Source organism: Lentzea sp. NPDC060358, from assembly GCF_042725365.1.
In the GTDB taxonomy this organism is placed as follows: domain Bacteria; phylum Actinomycetota; class Actinomycetes; order Mycobacteriales; family Pseudonocardiaceae; genus Lentzea.
Map to the genome: position 1 here is coordinate 1 of NZ_JBHXCW010000177.1, position 16704 is coordinate 16704.

General features: G+C 72.7%; 18 protein-coding genes and 1 riboswitch. Of the genes, 7 read left to right on the forward strand and 11 right to left on the reverse strand.

The features are described from left to right. Window positions 1–80 precede the first annotated feature (80 nt). The 6 genes from ACFWGZ_RS29545 to ACFWGZ_RS29570 all read left to right on the forward strand — a co-directional run bounded on the left by ACFWGZ_RS29545 (window position 81) and on the right by ACFWGZ_RS29570 (window position 4094). A complete protein-coding gene (locus ACFWGZ_RS29545; protein WP_382454853.1) occupies window positions 81–659 on the forward strand; it encodes a TetR/AcrR family transcriptional regulator in 579 nt (192 codons plus the stop codon). Beyond that, entirely contained in the window at window positions 656–1987 is a 1332-nt protein-coding gene (locus tag ACFWGZ_RS29550) for an FAD-binding oxidoreductase (RefSeq protein WP_382454854.1), read from the forward strand. Before ACFWGZ_RS29545 ends, ACFWGZ_RS29550 begins: the two co-directional genes overlap by 4 nt. A gap of 9 nt (window positions 1988–1996) precedes the next feature. Beyond that, a complete protein-coding gene (locus ACFWGZ_RS29555) occupies window positions 1997–2821 on the forward strand; it encodes an alpha/beta fold hydrolase (RefSeq protein WP_382454855.1) in 825 nt (274 codons plus the stop codon). 93 nt (window positions 2822–2914) lie between these two features. Beyond that, complete coding sequence (locus ACFWGZ_RS29560) at window positions 2915–3364, forward strand: MarR family winged helix-turn-helix transcriptional regulator (protein WP_382454856.1); 450 nt, start codon at window positions 2915–2917, stop codon at window positions 3362–3364. Next, window positions 3361–3756, forward strand: coding sequence for a DUF5313 family protein (locus ACFWGZ_RS29565; protein WP_382454857.1), 396 nt, complete (start codon window positions 3361–3363; stop codon window positions 3754–3756). Before ACFWGZ_RS29560 ends, ACFWGZ_RS29565 begins: the two co-directional genes overlap by 4 nt. 8 nt (window positions 3757–3764) lie before the next feature. Next, window positions 3765–4094: a hypothetical protein gene (locus ACFWGZ_RS29570; RefSeq protein ID WP_382454858.1), complete on the forward strand. Its 330-nt coding sequence runs from the start codon at window positions 3765–3767 to the stop codon at window positions 4092–4094. Here the strand turns inward: ACFWGZ_RS29570 and surE are convergent. The 11 genes from surE to ACFWGZ_RS29625 form a co-directional block, all read right to left on the reverse strand. Then, a complete protein-coding gene (surE, locus tag ACFWGZ_RS29575; protein ID WP_382454859.1) occupies window positions 4057–4812 on the reverse strand; it encodes a 5'/3'-nucleotidase SurE in 756 nt (251 codons plus the stop codon). The genes ACFWGZ_RS29570 and surE overlap by 38 nt on opposite strands. Window positions 4813–4816: 4 nt before the next feature. Then, window positions 4817–5722: a 1-phosphofructokinase family hexose kinase gene (locus ACFWGZ_RS29580; protein ID WP_382454860.1), complete on the reverse strand. Its 906-nt coding sequence runs from the start codon at window positions 5720–5722 to the stop codon at window positions 4817–4819. Window positions 5723–5781: 59 nt separating this feature from the next. Next, window positions 5782–7560 (reverse strand): family 20 glycosylhydrolase, encoded by a 1779-nt coding sequence (locus ACFWGZ_RS29585; protein ID WP_382454861.1) that lies wholly within the window; start codon window positions 7558–7560, stop codon window positions 5782–5784. A gap of 32 nt (window positions 7561–7592) precedes the next feature. Continuing rightward, entirely contained in the window at window positions 7593–8390 is a 798-nt protein-coding gene (locus ACFWGZ_RS29590) for an ECF transporter S component (protein WP_382454862.1), read from the reverse strand. Further along, the gene (locus ACFWGZ_RS29595; protein WP_382454863.1) at window positions 8354–9910 is read right to left on the reverse strand and encodes an ABC transporter ATP-binding protein; all 1557 of its coding nucleotides are present in this window, start codon (window positions 9908–9910) and stop codon (window positions 8354–8356) included. The genes ACFWGZ_RS29590 and ACFWGZ_RS29595 overlap by 37 nt, the downstream gene beginning before the upstream one ends. Next, the gene (locus ACFWGZ_RS29600; RefSeq protein ID WP_382454864.1) at window positions 9907–10938 is read right to left on the reverse strand and encodes a CbiQ family ECF transporter T component; all 1032 of its coding nucleotides are present in this window, start codon (window positions 10936–10938) and stop codon (window positions 9907–9909) included. Before ACFWGZ_RS29600 ends, ACFWGZ_RS29595 begins: the two co-directional genes overlap by 4 nt. Then, the gene (locus ACFWGZ_RS29605; RefSeq protein WP_382454865.1) at window positions 10935–11624 is read right to left on the reverse strand and encodes a hypothetical protein; all 690 of its coding nucleotides are present in this window, start codon (window positions 11622–11624) and stop codon (window positions 10935–10937) included. Before ACFWGZ_RS29605 ends, ACFWGZ_RS29600 begins: the two co-directional genes overlap by 4 nt. A gap of 74 nt (window positions 11625–11698) precedes the next feature. Beyond that, a complete protein-coding gene (locus ACFWGZ_RS29610) occupies window positions 11699–12112 on the reverse strand; it encodes a hypothetical protein (RefSeq protein WP_382454866.1) in 414 nt (137 codons plus the stop codon). Then, a complete protein-coding gene (locus ACFWGZ_RS29615; RefSeq protein ID WP_382454867.1) occupies window positions 12112–13317 on the reverse strand; it encodes an LPXTG cell wall anchor domain-containing protein in 1206 nt (401 codons plus the stop codon). Before ACFWGZ_RS29615 ends, ACFWGZ_RS29610 begins: the two co-directional genes overlap by 1 nt. Window positions 13318–13349: 32 nt before the next feature. Next, a riboswitch (cobalamin riboswitch) is annotated at window positions 13350–13447 on the reverse strand. An 80-nt stretch (window positions 13448–13527) separates the two neighbouring features. Continuing rightward, window positions 13528–14616 carry an FAD-dependent monooxygenase gene (locus ACFWGZ_RS29620; RefSeq protein ID WP_382454868.1) on the reverse strand — a complete coding sequence of 363 codons (1089 nt, stop codon included), beginning with the start codon at window positions 14614–14616 and terminating at the stop codon, window positions 13528–13530. A 72-nt stretch (window positions 14617–14688) separates the two neighbouring features. Then, window positions 14689–15507, reverse strand: coding sequence for an SAM-dependent methyltransferase (locus ACFWGZ_RS29625; RefSeq protein ID WP_382454869.1), 819 nt, complete (start codon window positions 15505–15507; stop codon window positions 14689–14691). 123 nt (window positions 15508–15630) lie between these two features. Here ACFWGZ_RS29625 and ACFWGZ_RS29630 point away from each other — a divergent pair, with 123 nt between their 5' ends. Further along, a complete protein-coding gene (locus tag ACFWGZ_RS29630; RefSeq protein WP_382454870.1) occupies window positions 15631–16665 on the forward strand; it encodes an alpha/beta hydrolase in 1035 nt (344 codons plus the stop codon). The last annotated feature ends 39 nt before the right edge of the window (window positions 16666–16704 follow it).

The window sequence follows — 16704 nt, forward strand, 5'->3', positions numbered from 1 at the left end:
GGCACTGAGGCGCTCCAAAAATCTGACACTTGCTGACGCCAAATCTGGCAGTAACTGACAGCTTGGGTTAGCGTGGCTGCGTGGAAACGCTGACCACCCGCGCCGCGAAGGACCTGCGCACCCGCCTCGCCCTCCAGGAGGCGGCCATCGCCCTGTGCCTCGACCAGGGCTTCGCCGCCACCTCGACCAAGGCGATCGCCGACCGGGCGGGGCTCTCCGAACGCACGCTGTTCCGCACGTTCGGCTCCAAGGCCGCGATCTTCTGGTACGACGCGTTCCTCAGCCGCATCGTCCGCGCCCTGACCCCCGGACCGGACCCCGTCACGGCGCTGGTGGAGGCCGTGCGCACGGCCATCGGCACGATCACGCCGGAGCAGTGGTCGCTGGAGCTGGGCCGCCGGGCGGTGATCGTGCGGGAGCCGGACCTCATCGCGACCGGCACCCAGGAGCTCGACGCCGGCGCGCTGCAGATCGCCACGATCCTCACACCCCCGCTCGCCTCCCCCGCCCAGGCCTTCGACCTGGTCCTCTTCGCGCGGTTCGCGGTGGCGGGCTTCGGCGCCGTGCCGGTCCACGCGGACACCACGCCCGAGGACTGGGGCGCCCAACTGGAACGGGTGGCGCACAAGGCCGCCCACGGCGCTTTGGAGCGTCCATGAAGCTCCCGAACCTGATCACCGACCCGGACACGCTGGCGGGACTGAGCCACGACGAGGCCGAGTGGGCGCCGGCGGGCACGCCGTTCGCCGCGCTCCGCCCGGAGTCCACGGAGGACGTCCAGCGGGCGGTGCGGGCCTGTGCGGAAAGCGCCACGCCGATCGTGCCGCGGGGCGCGGGCACCGGGTTGTCCGGTGGCGCCAACGCCGTGGACGGCTGCCTGGTCCTCGACCTCAGCCGGATGAACCGGATCCTCGAGATCGACCGGGAGAACCTGCTCGCGGTCGTGCAGCCGGGCGTCGTGAACGACGACCTGAAGAAGGCCGTCGCCGAGCTCGGGCTCTGGTACCCGCCGGATCCGGCCAGCTCGCCGTGGTCGACGATCGGCGGCAACGTCTCCACCAACGCGGGCGGCCTCTGCTGCCTCAAGTACGGCGTCACGCGCGACTACGTGCTGGGGCTGGAGGTCGTGATGGGCGGCCCGGTCGAGTACGGCACCGCGGTGAGGCTCGGCCGCCGCACCACCAAGGGTGTCGCGGGCTACGACCTGACCGGCCTGGTCGTCGGCTCCGAGGGCACGCTCGGCGTCGTCACGGAGATCACCCTGCGCCTGCGCCCGGCACCGCCGCCGTCCGCGACCGTGGTCGGCGCCTTCCCGAGCCTCGTCGCCGCCGGGCGGGCCGTCGCCCTGTGCACCAGCCGCGGCCTGCAACCGGCCGCGCTGGAACTCGTCGACCGCGCGTGCCTGCAGGCCGTCGAGGACTGGAAGCACCTCGGCATCGAGCCGGACACCGAGGCGATGCTGCTGGCCAGGGCCGAGACCTCCCCGGACGCCGACGGCCTGGCCGCCGCCTTCACCGACGCGGGCGCCGTCTGGACGGAGCGCTCGACCGACTCGGTCGAGGCCGAGGCCCTCTTCGCAGCGCGCCGCCTCACCTACCCCGCCCTGGAACGGCTGGGGCCGCTGCTCACCGAGGACGTGTGCGTCCCGCGCTCGGCGGTGCCCGCGATGCTGGCCCGCATCGAGGAGATCGGCGCGCGCCACGGGGTGCGCATCGCCACGATCGCGCACGCGGGCGACGGCAACCTGCACCCGTTGCTGATCACCCCGCCCGGCGACGACACCGCGCGCATCGCGGCGCAGGCGGCGTTCGACGACATCATCGGCCAGGCCCTGGAACTGGGCGGCACCGTCACCGGCGAGCACGGCGTGGGCCTGCTCAAGCGCGACGGCATGATCCGCGAGCTCGGCCCCGCCGCCCACGCGGTCCAGCGGTCGGTGAAGCAGGCCCTCGACCCGCTCGGCCTGTTCAACCCCGGCAAGGCTTAGGAGACGCTCATGCGCGTACCGGTAGAAGGCGGCGACCTGGCCGTCGAGGTCCACGAGGGCGCCACGGCACCCGTGCTGGCCATCCACGGCATCAGCAGCAGCCGCAAGCTGTGGAACCGGGTGGCCGCCCACGACCTCACGCTCGTCACCCCGGACCTGCGCGGCCGGGGCGACAGCGCGGACGTGCCCGGCACCACGATCGGCCGGCACGCCGACGACATGGTCCGCGTGCTGGACGCCCTGGAACTGGACGCGGTGACCGTGGCGGGCATGTCCATGGGCGGCTACGTGGCCGTGGACCTGGCCGTGCGCTATCAGGACCGGGTGCGCGCGCTCGTCCTGGTGGACGGCGGCTTGCCCATGGCCGCACACGCCCAACTGACCGAAGAAATGTTCACAGCGGCGATGGCCCCTCAGATCGCCGCACGCCAACGCACGTGGTCGTTCGACGAATACCTCTCCATGCGCGCGACCCTGAACCCGCTGACCGACGTCACCGACCCGCTGACCCGCGAGTGCTACGCGCACGACCTGGCGCCGGACGGGCAGCTCAGGCCGTCCGCCGACACCCTGCTGGCCGACGCGCGCGACGTGGTCTTCGGCCCGTCGCGCTGGCGGGAACTGGCCGTGCCGACGTGGTTCGTGCACGCGGAGTGGAGCACCGGCCCGGACTCGGCGCCCGCCTACACCGTCGAGCAGGCCGCCTCCTTCGCCGCGGAGCTCGGGGTGCTGCACGAGCCGGTGCTGATCAACGAGGTCGACCACGGCGGCACGGTGATGACCGCCGCGGGCGCGGCCGTGACGGCGGAGGTGCTGGCCGCCGCCCTCGGGTGAGCCCCGGGGTGAGCACTGCGGTGAGCCCCTGGGGGTGAGCACTGCGCCACACCCGGTGGCTCCCGGGGCGCGGACGAGATAGTGTGTGCACCAATGATTGGCACACCAAGCGTTCCGGAAAACCCGCTCGAACTCGAGCGCCAGGTTTGCTTCGCCCTGGCCGTGGCATCCAGGACCGTCATCGCGGTCTACCGGCCCATCCTGGAGCCGTTGAACCTCACGCATCCCCAGTACCTGGTGATGCTGGCCCTGTGGGAGCGGTCGCCGCGCACGGTGAAGGACCTGAGCTCCGTCCTGCAGCTCGACCCCGGCACCCTCAGCCCGCTGCTCAAGCGGCTGGAGGCCGTCGGGTACGTCGAGCGGCAGCGGGACAGGAGCGACGAGCGGGCACTGGCGCTGACCCTGACCGACCAGGGGCAGGCGCTCAGGACGGAGGCGCTGAAGATCCCCTTCAAGGTCGTGGAGCAGCTGGACATGACGTTCGAGGAACTGGCGCAGCTGAACCAGGTGCTGCACAAGGTGATCGCGAAGGCGACGCGGTGAACCCCGCGCTGAAGGCCTGGTACTACGCGGGTGGCCGGCTGCCGCAGGAGTACCGGCAGTACGTCTACGACGACGTGACCGGTCCGAAGTGGTTGCTGCGCTTCACGGTGCGAAGTCTGGTGCAGGTCACGCCGTTGACGGCGGCCATCGCGCTCGCGCTCGTGTTCGGGCTCGGATCTCCGTGGCCGCTGGCGATCGCGTGCGGTGCGCTCGGTTTCGTCGTGGGACTGTACTTCGCGTTGTCCTACGCACCCGAGAGCGTGGACCACCGGCTGACGAAGTACGGGTACCCCAGGGGTTCCGCCACCGCCGGCCGGCGGGAGCGCAACGCCGTGCGGGACCGCGAGAAGCAGGCGAAGTACGACGCGGTGTGGCGGCGATCCGAAGGGTAGGACCACTCATGGCCTTGGTGAGCGACCAGTTCCGGTTCACGAGGCCACAGGTGCTCACGCTGACAGCCGGGGTGCTGCAACTGGCTTTCGGATGGCTCGACCTGTTCGGACTGGATCCGGACTACCACGTCGTCCAGATCGGCGTCGGGGTCTTGGGCGTGGTGATGGCGTGGCGCCTCGACACCGCGCGGATGTACGGGCTGTTGCTGCTGCTGGGGTTCGGGATCTCGGCCCTCTCCCTCGACGACGTGACCGCCGAGGGGTTCCTCGAGGTGCGCACCGCGTTGATCGGGCTGCTGATCACGCTGGCCAGGCCGGCAAAGGCAGCTCCGGAGTAGACGCGGCGCCCACGGACAGCAGCGACGTCAGCGTCGCGTAGCCGGCGGCGAGCAGCGCCGCGTCCGTGCCGGGGTCCGGTTCGTCCTCCGAGTAGACGTGGACCACCTCGACCTCGTTCTCGCCCACGTCGTCCACCCGGCTCTGCACGGTGCCGAAGCGCGCCAGCTCCGCCCAGCGGAGCCCTTGCACGTCGACGACGTTCGGCACGTTCAGCGACAGCACCGTCGCGGGTGCCGAGTCGAGCAGCAGCGGCAGCACGGCGCGCACGGCCTCACCTGCCTTGTCCCACAGCGGTTCGGGACCGTCCAACCCGACGTCGAGCGAGACGGCCATCGCCGTCACGTCGTTGAGCTGGGCCGTCAGCGCCGCTCCGACGGTGCCGGAGTGCAGGACCGCGCGGCCCACGTTCGCGCCGAGGTTCACCCCGGACAGCACCACGTCGGGCTTGCCGCCGAAGCCGCCCCGGCACGCGATCAGCGAGATCAGGCCGGGGTGCGCCGCGACGGCGTAGGCGTCCGCGTCCAGACCGGGCAGGGTGCGGCGTTCGCTGACCACCCTGCCGGTGTCACCGACCGCCGCCACCGACGCGCTGGTGCCGCTGGCCTGGACCGACGGCGCGGCGACCACCACGTCGAGCCCGCGGTCCACGGCCGCCAGCGCGAGCGCCAGCAGGCCGGGTGAGTCGATTCCGTCGTCGTTCGTGATCAGCGCCCGCATCCGCTCATTCCTCGATCGGCTCCAGTTCCACGCGCTTGCTCAGCTCGCGCACGGCCTCTCCCCCGCCGCTGCCGAGGCCGTGCCGGGTCACGTTCACCGCGCCCGCCGCCGCGCCGAGCTTCACCGCGTCCGTCAACGACATACCCAGTGCGAGGCCCGCCGAAATCCCCGCGGTCATGGAGTCGCCGGCGCCGCGCGTGTCGACGGGCTCCAGCTTCGGCATCCGCACGAGGTAGAGCTCGTCCTCCAGCAACGCCAGCGCCGGTTCGTCCGCGCGGGAGACGACCACGCCGTGCACGCACGACGAGGCGATCTCCCGGGCCTTCTGGACGAGCTTGGAGAGGTCGTCCTCGCCGAGCTCCTCGTGCGAGACCTTCACGACGTGCGGGCCGCCGCGCACGGCCTCGGCCAGCCGGTCGCCGGCCAGGTCGACGATCACGCGGCAGCCGTTGTTCGTCAGGTCCGAGGTGAGGCGGAAGTACGTCTCGTGCGGCAGTACGCGGTCGTCGGACGGCCCGCTGAGCACCGCCGTGCCCGCGCGGATGCCCTCCAGCAACGCCGACTCGTACACGTCGTCGAGCTCGTGCCGGGACAGCGCGTCGGGCAGCATCTCGACCATCTCGTCACGGCTGCCGTCGCGGCGGTCGTGCACGTAGGCGCCGTTGCGCGCGGAGACGTCCCGTGCGCGCAGGTCGACGTGCTCGCCTTCCAGCAACGTCTTCAGGACGCGGCCGGTCTCGCCGCCGAACGTCGCGCAGACGACGGCTTCCACACCCAGCGCCGCGATCATCCTGGACTGCCAGAAGCCCTGGCCTCCGGCGTGCAGGTGGACGTCGGGCTCACCGTCGAGGTCCTCGACGGTGACGGTCAGTTGAGGGGACGGGGCAAATACGGCAACTCGGGCATCCACGACAATCTGATACCCCGCGGGGGCGGACGGTATTCGTCCGCCCCCGAAAGATCATCGGATCAGCACGCGCCGTCGTCGCGCCAGACGCCCCACTGGCCGGTGGTGCCGGGCTCCTCGCCCTGCGTCCACCACTTCGCGGTCCACCTGTGGCCGTTGTGCGAGACCGCGTCACCACCGTTGTAGACCTTCGACCGCTCCCACGCGGGCTGGGTGCACGGACCGGGCGGCGGGCCGCCGGTGTCCCACGGGACCTGCGGCGACCGGTAGAAGTTGATGCCCATGGTCGTCCAGCGCGGGGCCTGGTTGCCCAGGCGCACCCTGAACTGGTCCCAGTTGTGCGTCGACCACGGCGACCAGCCGAGCTCGGCGTGCCCGGCGAGCCGCGGGAACGCCATGAACTCGATGTCGCGCGAGGTCACCAGCGTCTCCGTCCACAGCGGGGCCTCGACGCCGAGCACCGACGACTCGGGGACGCCGCTCAGGTGAGTGCCGGGGTTCCAGCCGTAGGCGTCCTGGACCTCGATGAGACCGGCCCACGACAGGCCCAGCGGTGTGCCGGAGTTGTACTTCTGGTCGATGTACGCCTTGTTCGCGGGCGACATGATGACCTTGTTGCCCCGCGCCGCCGCTGCCTGCACCACGGCGTTGGATGTCGTGGTGCCCCAGTACTGCGGGATCGTGGTGGTGTCGGTCGTGGTCTTCACGAACTCGTGCCAGCCGACGGCGGTCTTGCCGTACTTCTTCACGATCGGCAGCACGCGGCTCATGAACGTCTGGTAGTCCGCCTCGGAGGTCGAGTGCGCCTCGTCGCCGCCGAGGTGGAAGTACGGGCCGGGCGTGAGGGCCGCGATCTCGCGCACCACGTCGTCGACGAACTGGTAGGTGATCTCCTTGGACACGCACAGCGAGGAGTAGCCGACCTCGATGTCCGTGCGCAGCGGCGGGGCCTGCCCGTCGCAGTTGAGCTCCGCGTACGACGCGAGGGCCGCGTTGGTGTGGCCCGGCATGTCGATCTCGGGGATCACCGTGATCTTGCGGGAGGCCGCGTACTGCACGATCTCGCTGTACTGCGCCTTGGTGAAGTACCCGCCGGCACCGCCGCCGACCTGCGTGCTGCCGCCGTGGGTCGTGAGGCGCGGCCAGCTGTCGACCTGGATGCGCCAGCCCTGGTCGTCGCTCAGGTGCAGGTGGAAGTAGTTGATCTTGTAGAGCGCGAGCTGGTCGACGTACCGCTTGACCGAGGCGACCGGGTGGAAGTGGCGGGCCACGTCCAGCATCGACGCGCGGTACGAGAAGCGCGGGTAGTCGACGATCAGCGCGCCCGGCACCGTCCACGGACCTGGCTGCGCGGTCGTGCTCTCGACGGCCGCGGGCAGCAGTTGCCGCAGCGTCTGCACGCCTGCGAAAAGACCCTCGGAGGTGTTGGCGCGCACCACGATCGAGCTCGCGGCCACGTCGAGCTGGTAGCCCTGCCGGCCGACGGTGCCCGGCGCGCCCGAGAGCAACAACGAGATGCCGTCGGACGGTGTGCCGGTCGCGTCCGACACCGGCAGCGGGTAGCCGGTGGACGGTCGCAGCACGCCCGCCAGGAAGTTCCCGACGTCGCGTGCGGCAGGGGCGGTGTGGATCCTGGTGCCGGTCGTCAGGGTGTGCGTGACGCCGGACCTGGCCTGGACCGAGACCGGTACCGGGACCAGACTCTGCAGCGGTTCCGCGGCCTGCGACTGCGCGCTCACGGAGAGCGCGGCGGTCACGGCGACGACCACGGCGAGAACCCGAGTTCTCACGACTCCTCCTTCACGAGTCGGGGGCGGCGGCCCGAGGTCCAGCCTGGCCATTCCTCCCGTTTGCCGTCAATGGTCTGAGCCAATCACCCCGGAAGGAAGGACGCCTTGCGCGAGGCCCGCCGCAGCGTGCGCAGCAGGACGGGACCCGTCACGACGACCAGCAGCGCGGTCGTGACCGCCCGGCCGAGGTCCCACCCGAGCGAGGTGGCGAGCGTGAACGCCGCCAGCTTCACGAGGTTCGCGCCCGCCGACGCGTCCGGGTCGAAGCTCACCGACGTGCCCTCGCCGACGGCGAACGGCCAGAACGACAGGTTGAGCAGGAACCCGTAGACCAGCGAGCTGACGACCCCGTAGACCGCGAGCAGCGCGATCTCGGCCTTCCCGCGCCACCGCGGCAGCACCCCCGCGCCGAGCGCGACCCAGGCCGCGCCGAGCATCTGGTACGGCAGCCACGGGCCGACGCCGCCGGTGAGCAGGGCGGAGGCGAACAGGGTGGTGTTGCCCAGCACGAACCCGAAGCCCGGCCCGAACACCCTGCCGCCCAGCACCATCAGGAAGAAGACCGTCTCGATGCCCGCCGTGCCCGCGCCGAGCGGCCGGATCGCGGCGCCGAGCGCGGACAGCACGCCGAGCATCGCGACGGCCCTGGAGTCCATGCCGTTGTCGCTCAGCTCCGCCAGCACCACGGCCAGCACGAGCGGGAGCAGCAGTGCGAACGTCCACGGCGCGTCGCCGCCGTGCGCGATGTCGCTCGACGGAGCCACGAACAGCGGCCACGTGAACGCCGCCAGCCCGATCACGCCGGACACCGCCAGCGCGACGGCGGACCGCGTGCGGATCGCGATCACCGTGCCGCCTCCACGTCGGCGACCGTCAGCCACGGCCCGAGGACCTTGCTCACCTGCGGCGCGAAGATCGGCGACGACGTGACGACCTCGCGAGCCGGGCCGTCCGCGACGATCTCGCCCTCCGCCATCACGACCACGCGCGTCGCGTACTCGGCGACGAACTCGACGTCGTGCGTGGCGAGGACGATCGCGCTGCCGAGGTCCTTCAGGGTGGCGACGAGGGCTTCCTTCGCCGGGTGGTCGAGGCCCCGCGTCGGTTCGTCGAGCAGCAGCACGCCGGGGGCGGCGGTCAGCATCACCGCGAGCACGAGCGCGAGCCGTTGGCCCTCCGAGAGATCGCGCGGGTGGGCGTCGCCGGCGACGTTCGCCAGGCCGTCCAGCACAGTCCGGCAGGTCCCCGGCGGGCGGCCGGTCTCCTGGTCGGCCTGCGCGCACTCCTGCGCGACGGTCTCCAGGTAGAGCAGGTCGGCGGGTTGCTGCGGGACCAGCGCGACGGTCTTCCGGCGTTCCGCGGGCTTCAGCGCCTTCGGGTCGGCGCCGTGGACGTCGACGGTGCCGGACATGCGCTTGCCGCTGCCCTGCACCGCCCACAGCAGCGACGACTTGCCGGAACCGTTGCGGCCCATCACCGCGACCCGTTCGCCGGCGCCGACCGTGAGCGACACCCCGCGCACGGCCTGGACGTCGCCGTACCGCACGACGACGTCCTTGGCCGACAGCAGGGGTTCGGTGATGACGGCGACCTCGGCCGGGGGTTCGGTGAGCGTCGCGCGCAGTGGTGCCGCGACCCGGCGCGCGTCGCGGACCGAGACCGGCACCGGCGACCACCCGGCCAGTCGCGCGAGCCGCACGACGGGCGGCGCGACCGGGGCCGAGGCGAGCACCTCGCCGACGTCGCCGAGCACGCCTTCGGGCAGCAGGAGTGCGCGGTCGGCGTACTGCGCGACGCGTTCCAGGCGGTGCTCGGCGATCAGGACCGTCATGCCGAGGTCGTGCACAAGTCGTTGCACTGCAGCAAGAACGTCCTCGGCGGCGCCGGGGTCGAGGGCCGACGTGGGCTCGTCGAGGACGAGGACCCTCGGGTGCGCGGTGAGAGCGGCACCGATCGCGACGCGTTGCTGCTGCCCGCCGGACAGTGTCGCGAGTGGACGGTGGCGCAGCGCCGCGAGGCCGAGCAGGTCGAGGGTTTCCTCGACGCGCTTGCGCATCACGTCGTTCGGCAGGCCCAGCGACTCCATCGAGTAGGCGAGCTCGTCCTCGACGTTGTCCGCGACGAAGCCCGCGACCGGGTCCTGGCCGACGAACCCGACCACGTCGGCGAGCTCGCGCGGCGGGAACTCCGCCGTGTCGCGGCCGTCGACCAGCACGCGCCCGGCGAGGGTGCCGCCGCTGAAGTGCGGCACGAGGCCGTTGACCGCGCGCAGGAACGTCGACTTGCCGGCGCCGGTGCGGCCGACGACCAGGCACAGCTCCCCCTCGGGGACCTCCACGCGGAGGTGGCTGAGCACCGGCCGCCCGGCGTAGGTGATCGTGACGTCCTCGAACCGGATCATGTCTCCCTCACCAACGCGAGCGGCAGCAACGCCACGAGGACTCCGAGCGCCGGGAGCAGCGGCAGCTCCGGCGCGGTCAGCGGCACGGTCGGCGGCGACAGCGCCGGGTCCCCCGAGAACACCAGCACGACCGCCCCCGCCACACCGCTCGCCGCCACCGCGACCGCCCGCGGCGTCCAGCGGTCCGGCCGGTAGCGCGTGCGCGGCACCCGGCGTGCGCCGACCCGCAGCCCGGCGATCGCCAGCACACCCCCGAGCGCGAGCAGTGGCCAGCCGGAGTAGGCGTCGGCGAGCAGCCCGTACGTGCCGAGGCAGAACCCGAAGAGCCCCGCCAGCACCAGAGCGCCGGTCAGCGCCCGGTCCCTGCGTGAAACTCCTGCCGTGCGGCCGTATCCACGCGAGTCCATCGACGCGGCGAGCACCAGCGACCGGTCGAGCGCGTCCTCCAGCACCGGCACCAGCATCGTGCGGATCGCTCGCGCGCCCCGGGCCGTGTCACCGCGGAGCTGCCGCGCCCGCCGCACCGACCGCGCGGACGCGACCAGCTGGGGCGCGACCGTCAGGGCCACCACGACGGCCACGCTCACCTCGTACAGCGCGGCCGGCAGCGAGCGGAGCAGTCGCTTCGGGTTGGCGAGGGCGTTGGCGGCGCCGACGCAGCTCAGGATCGTCGCGAGGAGCAGTCCCTGGTACAGCGCGAAGACCAGGCCCTCCGCGCTGACCGGGCCGCCGACGCGGATGCCCTGCGCCCAGTCCGGCAACGGGACCTGCGGCAGCGTGACCAGGACCGTGGGACCCGCGATGCCGCCGAGGACCACGTGCAGCACCACGCGCAGACCGATGACCAGCAGGCCGAACTTGAGGAACACGCCATAGGTCCCGGCCCACGGCGTGTTCGCCCGGCACGTCACGACGACCACGCCCGCCACGGCCAGGACGAGGCCCAGCAGCAACGGGTTGGTCGTGCGGCTGGCGGCGGTGGCGAGGCCGAGGGCCCACAGCCACCACGCGCCGGAGTGCGGCCTCACTCGTCCGCGCCGCGCCGCCGCCGTGCGACGAGCAGTCCCGCGACCGCGAGCGCGGCGATCGCCAGTGCGCCGAGCACCGTCCAGAGCGTGCCGGAACCGGATTTCTCCTCGGCCTGCGGCGCTGTCCCGGCCACGACGGCCGGCGACTCGGCCGTCGTGGACCGGGATGACGGGGCCGGCTCCGAGGTCGTCGCCAGAGCCGCCGGGGAGGACGGCGGCGCGGTGGTCGTGGTCGTGGTGGTCGTGCCGGCGGGCGGCTGGGCGACCGGCGGCTGCCCGGCGGGAGGCGGTGGGGGTGCGGGAACCTGCGGCGGTGCGGGCTGCGGGGGTACCGCAGCCGCGGGCGGGGCGATGCCTGGCTGCTCCCCCGCGCCGAACGCCCAGCCCTCGACCGTGCCACGGGCCGGTGCGAACGTCGCCGCCCCCTGGTTGCTGTACGACCACGCCCCACCGGCCGGCGCGTGCCAGTACGACCAGTAGGCCGTGGCGGGGGAGGCGGTGACGCACCTGTCCGCATCCGCGCCCGGTTTCGCGTTGATGCGGCAGACGAATCCCGGCTGGCGGGACGCGTAGGTGTAGCCGAACCCGGCCGCGGTGAGCGCCGCGACCCCCGAGGCCGGACTGCCCGGCGCGCAGCCCTGCTGCACGCCGCCCCCGAGGCCGCGGTAGTCGACGACGACGGTCACGCCGTCACATCCCGCGGCCCGCACTGGCACCGGTGCGAGTGCGATCACCAGTGCCAGTGCGAAGAAGAGCCTCCTCACGGAGTGGCGCCCGGAGCGGTGCCGGGGCCGAACGCCCAGCCCTCGACCGTGCCCGGCGCCGGGTCGTGGCTGCCGGCGCCCGAGGTGCTGTAGCTCCAGGTGCCGCCGGGCGTGCCGTGCCAGTACGACCAGTACGCGCTCGTGGTCGGCGCCGTGCACGGGTTCGGCAGCGCGTTGACCCGGCACACGAACCCGGGCTGGCGCGGCACGAACGAGTAGGTGAAGCCCGCGCCGGTCAGCGCGGCCAGCCCGGAGGCGGGATCGCCCGCGGCGCACCCGGTCTGGACGCCACCGCCGAACGCGGAGAAGTCCACGACGACCGCGACGCCGGAACAGGCGTCGGCCGCGGCGGGGGACGTGACGACGAACGTGCTCGCCAGCAGGGCGAGGACGGCGAGGACGCGGCGCATCACGCACCACCCTTCCGGCGACGGGACACGACGAGGAGCACGGCGCCGGCGAGCACCGCGGAGGAACCGAACACCGTCAACGGCACGGCCTGGTCCGGCCCGGTGGCCGCGAGCGGCGGGTCCGCCGGCGGGGCGACCGGCGGCTCGGGTCCGGCCGGCGCCGGCGGCCGGGCCGGTTCGGAGGTGCCGGACGACGGCGGCGTGGTGGTGCAGTCGATCGCCGGCACACCGCCCGTGGCCGAGGACGCCGACACCTCGGCGAGGCTCACCCGTGCGAGCCCGAGCACGCCCTGCACCGTCGACCGCACGACCGTTCCGGCATCGAAACCCAAGCTGTCGAACGCGATCGCACCACGCCGGCTCTCCGGTGCGGTGCACCCGACGACCAAGGTCCCGAGGAACGCCACCGCCTTGTCCGCCGCGGCCGTGCGGCCACCGGCGACCAGTGCGCCCACCGCGAGACCGGTGGTGTTGGCGTTCGTCGGCGGGGTCATCGCCTGGAAGCCGCCGTCGGCCTGCTGCTGCGCCACGAGCCAGTCGAGCGCCTTGGCGGACGCGGTCTTCTCCCCCGCCGCCAGCAACGCCTGCAGCACCTGCGCGGTTCCGTCCACATCGGACTTGCAGGCCGCTTCGCCGAACACGATGGGGAAACCGCCGTCCGGGCACTGCGCCGCGGCCTGGAACGCCACCGGTCGCGCGACGTCGCGGCCGGCGCGCTGCAGCACGATGATCGCGAGCGCCTGCGTGAACGCGTTGGTCTGGTCGAACGACGGATCGGTCCGGTCGCGGAACCGCCCGTCCGCCTCCTGCAGCTCGCCGAGCCGCCCGAGCAGGTCGACCCCGCCGAACGACGCCGGGTCCGTGCCCATGGCCTGCGCGACCAGCGCGAGCTTCGCGAGACCGCCGACGTACGACTCGGCCTCGCCGTCCCCGGCGAACGTCTCGAGCTGCGGCGACGCGGCCAGCCACGCGGCGGCCTTCGTCGCGGTCGGCTTGCCGGCCTTGGCCGCGGCCAGCGCGTAGACGCCGTCGGCGGTGAGCCCGGGATCGCCGGACGCCGGGTCGCCCGGGAACCTCAGCAGCCGGTCGCCCTCGCTGAACTGGCTGACCAGCCACGTGCCGGACGACACCTCGGCCGCGTGCGCCCGCGGTGTCGCCACCAGTGCGACCGCGACCACCGCGACCAGCGCGGATGTCCTGATCACTACGCCTCCCTGTCCCGCTGTCCTCGACGGGTGGTGGAGCTGCCGCGCGCCGCGGGCAATCGGACTATCACCGTTGCGGGTCAGTGCCGGAGTTGCACCGGCTTCCCCCGCGGCGTGCGGATGCTGTTGTCCTCTGGATCGTGCGGGTTCGGTCGGCCGGAGTCAAATGGCCGTGAGCCGGGCCATCGGCCGCGACGAGCCGGACCCCGTTCAGTACGTGGGCAGGTCGAGGCTGTTCACGATCTCGGCGAACTCCGGGATCGGCGCGCCGCCGCTCTCCTGGTTGCGCAGCGCCATGTCCTGGTTGGCCGTCACGTACGGCCGCAGGACCTCCTCGTAGCGCTCGAACGCCGTCGTCGGGTCCTTCGCCAGCTCGCCGGCCAGCACGTACGCGCCGACCAGCGCCATGCTGGTGCCCTGGCCGGACAGCGGGGAGCCGCAGTAGCCCGCGTCGCCCAGCAGCACGACGTTGCCGCGCGACCAGGTGTCCATGCGGATCTGGCTCATCGAGTCGAAGTGGAAGTCCGGCGCCTCCCACATGTGCTTCAGCGCGGTCGGCCACACCCAGCCGGCGCCCTCGAACTTCTCGGCCAGCAGCCGCCTCTGCGCGTCGACGTCGCGGTGGTCGAACTCCGTCACGCCGCTGAAACCCATGTAGACACGGCATTCCGCGTTCGCGCGGGCGCTCATGATGCCGCCGCCGATCACGTCGCCCTGCTGGAACGTCTGCCAGTGGTCGAGGCCGAGGAAGTTCGGCGCGGTGAAGACCGCGAGGTTCGTGCCGAGGTGCGAGATGAACCGCTCCTCCAGCCCGAAGACGAGGCGGCGGACGGTGGAGTGCAGGCCGTCCGCGCCCACGACGAGGTCGAAGTCGCGCGGGGCGGCCTTCTCGAACGTGACGCGGGTGCCGTCGATCGCGGTGATCGTGTCGTCGAACAGGTACTCGACGCCCTCGGTCACGTCGAAGAGCATCCTGGCGAGGTCGTCGCGCAGCAGCTCCACGTCGGGGCTCGACAGGTCTCCGCCGCTGATGGTGTGGGTGGTGGAGCTGAACAGCTCGGTGCCGTCGGCGTCGACCACGTTCATGCCGCGCATGTTGGTGCTGCACGTCCGCAGCCGCTCGCCGAGGCCCATGCGCTCGACGACGTCCAGCGCCGGGCCGCGCACGTCGATGGCCTGGCCGCCGGGGCGCAGGCCGCGCGCCCGCTCGACGACGGTGACCTCGAAACCGTGGTGGCGCAGCCAGTGCGCCAGCGCGGGGCCGCCGATGCTGGCGCCGGAGATCAGGACGTTCGTCATGGTGTTCCCCCTGTGGGTCGGTGTCCCCCACAAGGTGCCGCGCGGTGCTGACCGCGGGCTGACCGTCGGCGGTCAGGGTTTGACAGCGACCCCCGCGAACGGGACCTCGTTGACCTCCGGGTCGGCCGCGAAGTCGCCCGCGCCGTCCGGCCGCCACGACGGGCAGCCGACGAGACCCGGCTCCACCAGGTCGAACCCGCCGAAGAACGCCATCACCCCGTCGTGCGTGCGCGGGAAGGCCTGGTTGGCGTCGCTGCGCACGTTGTAGGTCCGCACGGCCTCGTCCATGCCGGCGGGCCTCGCCTCGGCGGAGGCGTGCGAGAGCGCGAGGAAGCTGCCGGGCGCGAGCCGGTCGCGGTAGCCGCCGACGATCGCCACCGGGTCCCACTCGTCGGGCACGAAGTGCAGCACCAGCAACAGGAACAGGCCGACCGGCTCGTCGAGGTCGAGCAGCCGGCACGTCGCGCTCGCGGTGAAGACCGCGTCCAGGTCGCGCAGGTCGGCCTGCACCACGCCGGCGCGGGCGTTGCCCGCGAGGATCATCTCGCTGTGCGCGACCGCCACGGCGTCGCGGTCGACGTAGACGACCCGGCTCTCCGGTGCCGCGTCCTGCACGATCTCGTGCAGGTTGCCCACGGTCGGGATGCCGGAGCCGATGTCGAGGAACTGCCGCACGCCCCGGTCGAGCAGGTGCAGCGCGGCCCTGCGCAGGAACGCCCTGTTCATCCGGGCCGCGTCGCGGACACCGGGCATGATCTGCAGGATCTTCTCGCCGAGAGCGCGGTCGGGGGCGAAGTTGTGACCGCCGCCGAGCCAGTAGTCGTACACCCGTGCCGGTGACGGCACCGTGGTGTCCACGCCGGGAGGCACCCACCCGAGGTCGCTGCTCACCGGCTGAGCGTATCCGTGCGCGCCAGGCGCGCGGCTGCGCCGAGCGTCCGTTCGTGTGCACCCGCTCGCCACCGCCGCCGCGTCACCCCTAGGTTGTTCGGGGCCGCACGAAAGGGTGGTGTGATGTCCGGCGTCACGACGCTGTTCCCCGTTCTCGCCGCGGTGCTGGCGCTGGTCTGGCCGCCGCCCGCTGCCCACGCCGCCGGTGTCGACTGCTCCACGGTGACGCTGCCGGTGTCCGGTCCCGCCGGTGCCGCGACGGTTTCCGGCCAGCTCTGCGAGCCGGCCGGGACGAGCCCGCGGTCGGTCCAGCTGCTGGTGCACGGCGGCACGTACAACCGCGCCTACTGGGACCTGCCGGGCGTGCCGGAGTCGTACTCGTACCAGCGGAGCATGGCGCGCGAGGGCCTCGCGACGTTCGCCGTCGACCGGCTCGGCGCGGGCGCGTCGTCACGGCCGCCGAGCCTGCCGCTGCTGCTCCCCCTGGAAGCGCGGTCGATGCACGAGGTCGTGCAGCACCTGCGGGCCGGGCGGGTCGGCGGCACCGCGTACGAGAAGGTCGTCATCGTCGGGCACTCCGTCGGGTCGGGCATCGTGGCCGCGGAAGCCTCGGCCTACCACGACGTCGACGGGGTGGTGCTGTCCGGGATGACGCACCTGCCCGCCGTCCCGGTGCTCGCTCTCGGTGCGGCGCTGGGACTCCAGCCGGTGTTCCTCGACGACCTGCTCGCGAAGCTCGGCAGCGACCCGCTCTACTTCACGACGCGGCCGGGTGCGCGGGCCGGGCTGTTCTACGCGCCGGACGACGCCGAGCAGCTCGTCGTGGACGCCGACGAACGGACCAAGGACCAGGTCTCCGTGCCGGGCATGGGCACCGTGGCGGTGTTCGGCATCGTGCTGCCCGCCACGCTCGGCATCGACGTGCCGGTGCTGCAGGCCGTCGGGTCGCGGGACGTGCTGTTCTGCGGGCTGCTGGCGGCGCGCGACTGTTCGAGCGCGGCGAGCCTGCGCGCCCAGGAGTCCCCCTACTACCGCCCGGAAGCGCAGTTGCAGACCTACGTGCTCCCCGGCGCGGGGCATTCCCTGGCACTGCACCGCAACGCCGGGGACTACCGCGCCGCGACCCGCTCGTGGCTCAGCGCGAAGCTCGGGATGTGAGCCGGCAGGCGGACGTGCCCAGGCCGGAGGGCCCCTGGA

Coding starts and splice junctions, on each gene's coding strand:
- ACFWGZ_RS29560 (WP_382454856.1), top strand. CDS start 2,915: ATGATTGGCACACCAAGCGTTCCGGAAAACCCGCTCGAACTCGAGCGC.
- ACFWGZ_RS29570 (WP_382454858.1), top strand. CDS start 3,765: ATGGCCTTGGTGAGCGACCAGTTCCGGTTCACGAGGCCACAGGTGCTC.
- ACFWGZ_RS29550 (WP_382454854.1), top strand. CDS start 656: ATGAAGCTCCCGAACCTGATCACCGACCCGGACACGCTGGCGGGACTG.
- surE (WP_382454859.1), bottom strand. CDS start 4,812: ATGCGGGCGCTGATCACGAACGACGACGGAATCGACTCACCCGGCCTG.
- ACFWGZ_RS29610 (WP_382454866.1), bottom strand. CDS start 12,112: ATGCGCCGCGTCCTCGCCGTCCTCGCCCTGCTGGCGAGCACGTTCGTC.
- ACFWGZ_RS29630 (WP_382454870.1), top strand. CDS start 15,631: ATGTCCGGCGTCACGACGCTGTTCCCCGTTCTCGCCGCGGTGCTGGCG.
- ACFWGZ_RS29585 (WP_382454861.1), bottom strand. CDS start 7,560: ATGGCCAGGCTGGACCTCGGGCCGCCGCCCCCGACTCGTGAAGGAGGA.
- ACFWGZ_RS29595 (WP_382454863.1), bottom strand. CDS start 9,910: ATGATCCGGTTCGAGGACGTCACGATCACCTACGCCGGGCGGCCGGTG.
- ACFWGZ_RS29620 (WP_382454868.1), bottom strand. CDS start 14,616: ATGACGAACGTCCTGATCTCCGGCGCCAGCATCGGCGGCCCCGCGCTG.
- ACFWGZ_RS29555 (WP_382454855.1), top strand. CDS start 1,997: ATGCGCGTACCGGTAGAAGGCGGCGACCTGGCCGTCGAGGTCCACGAG.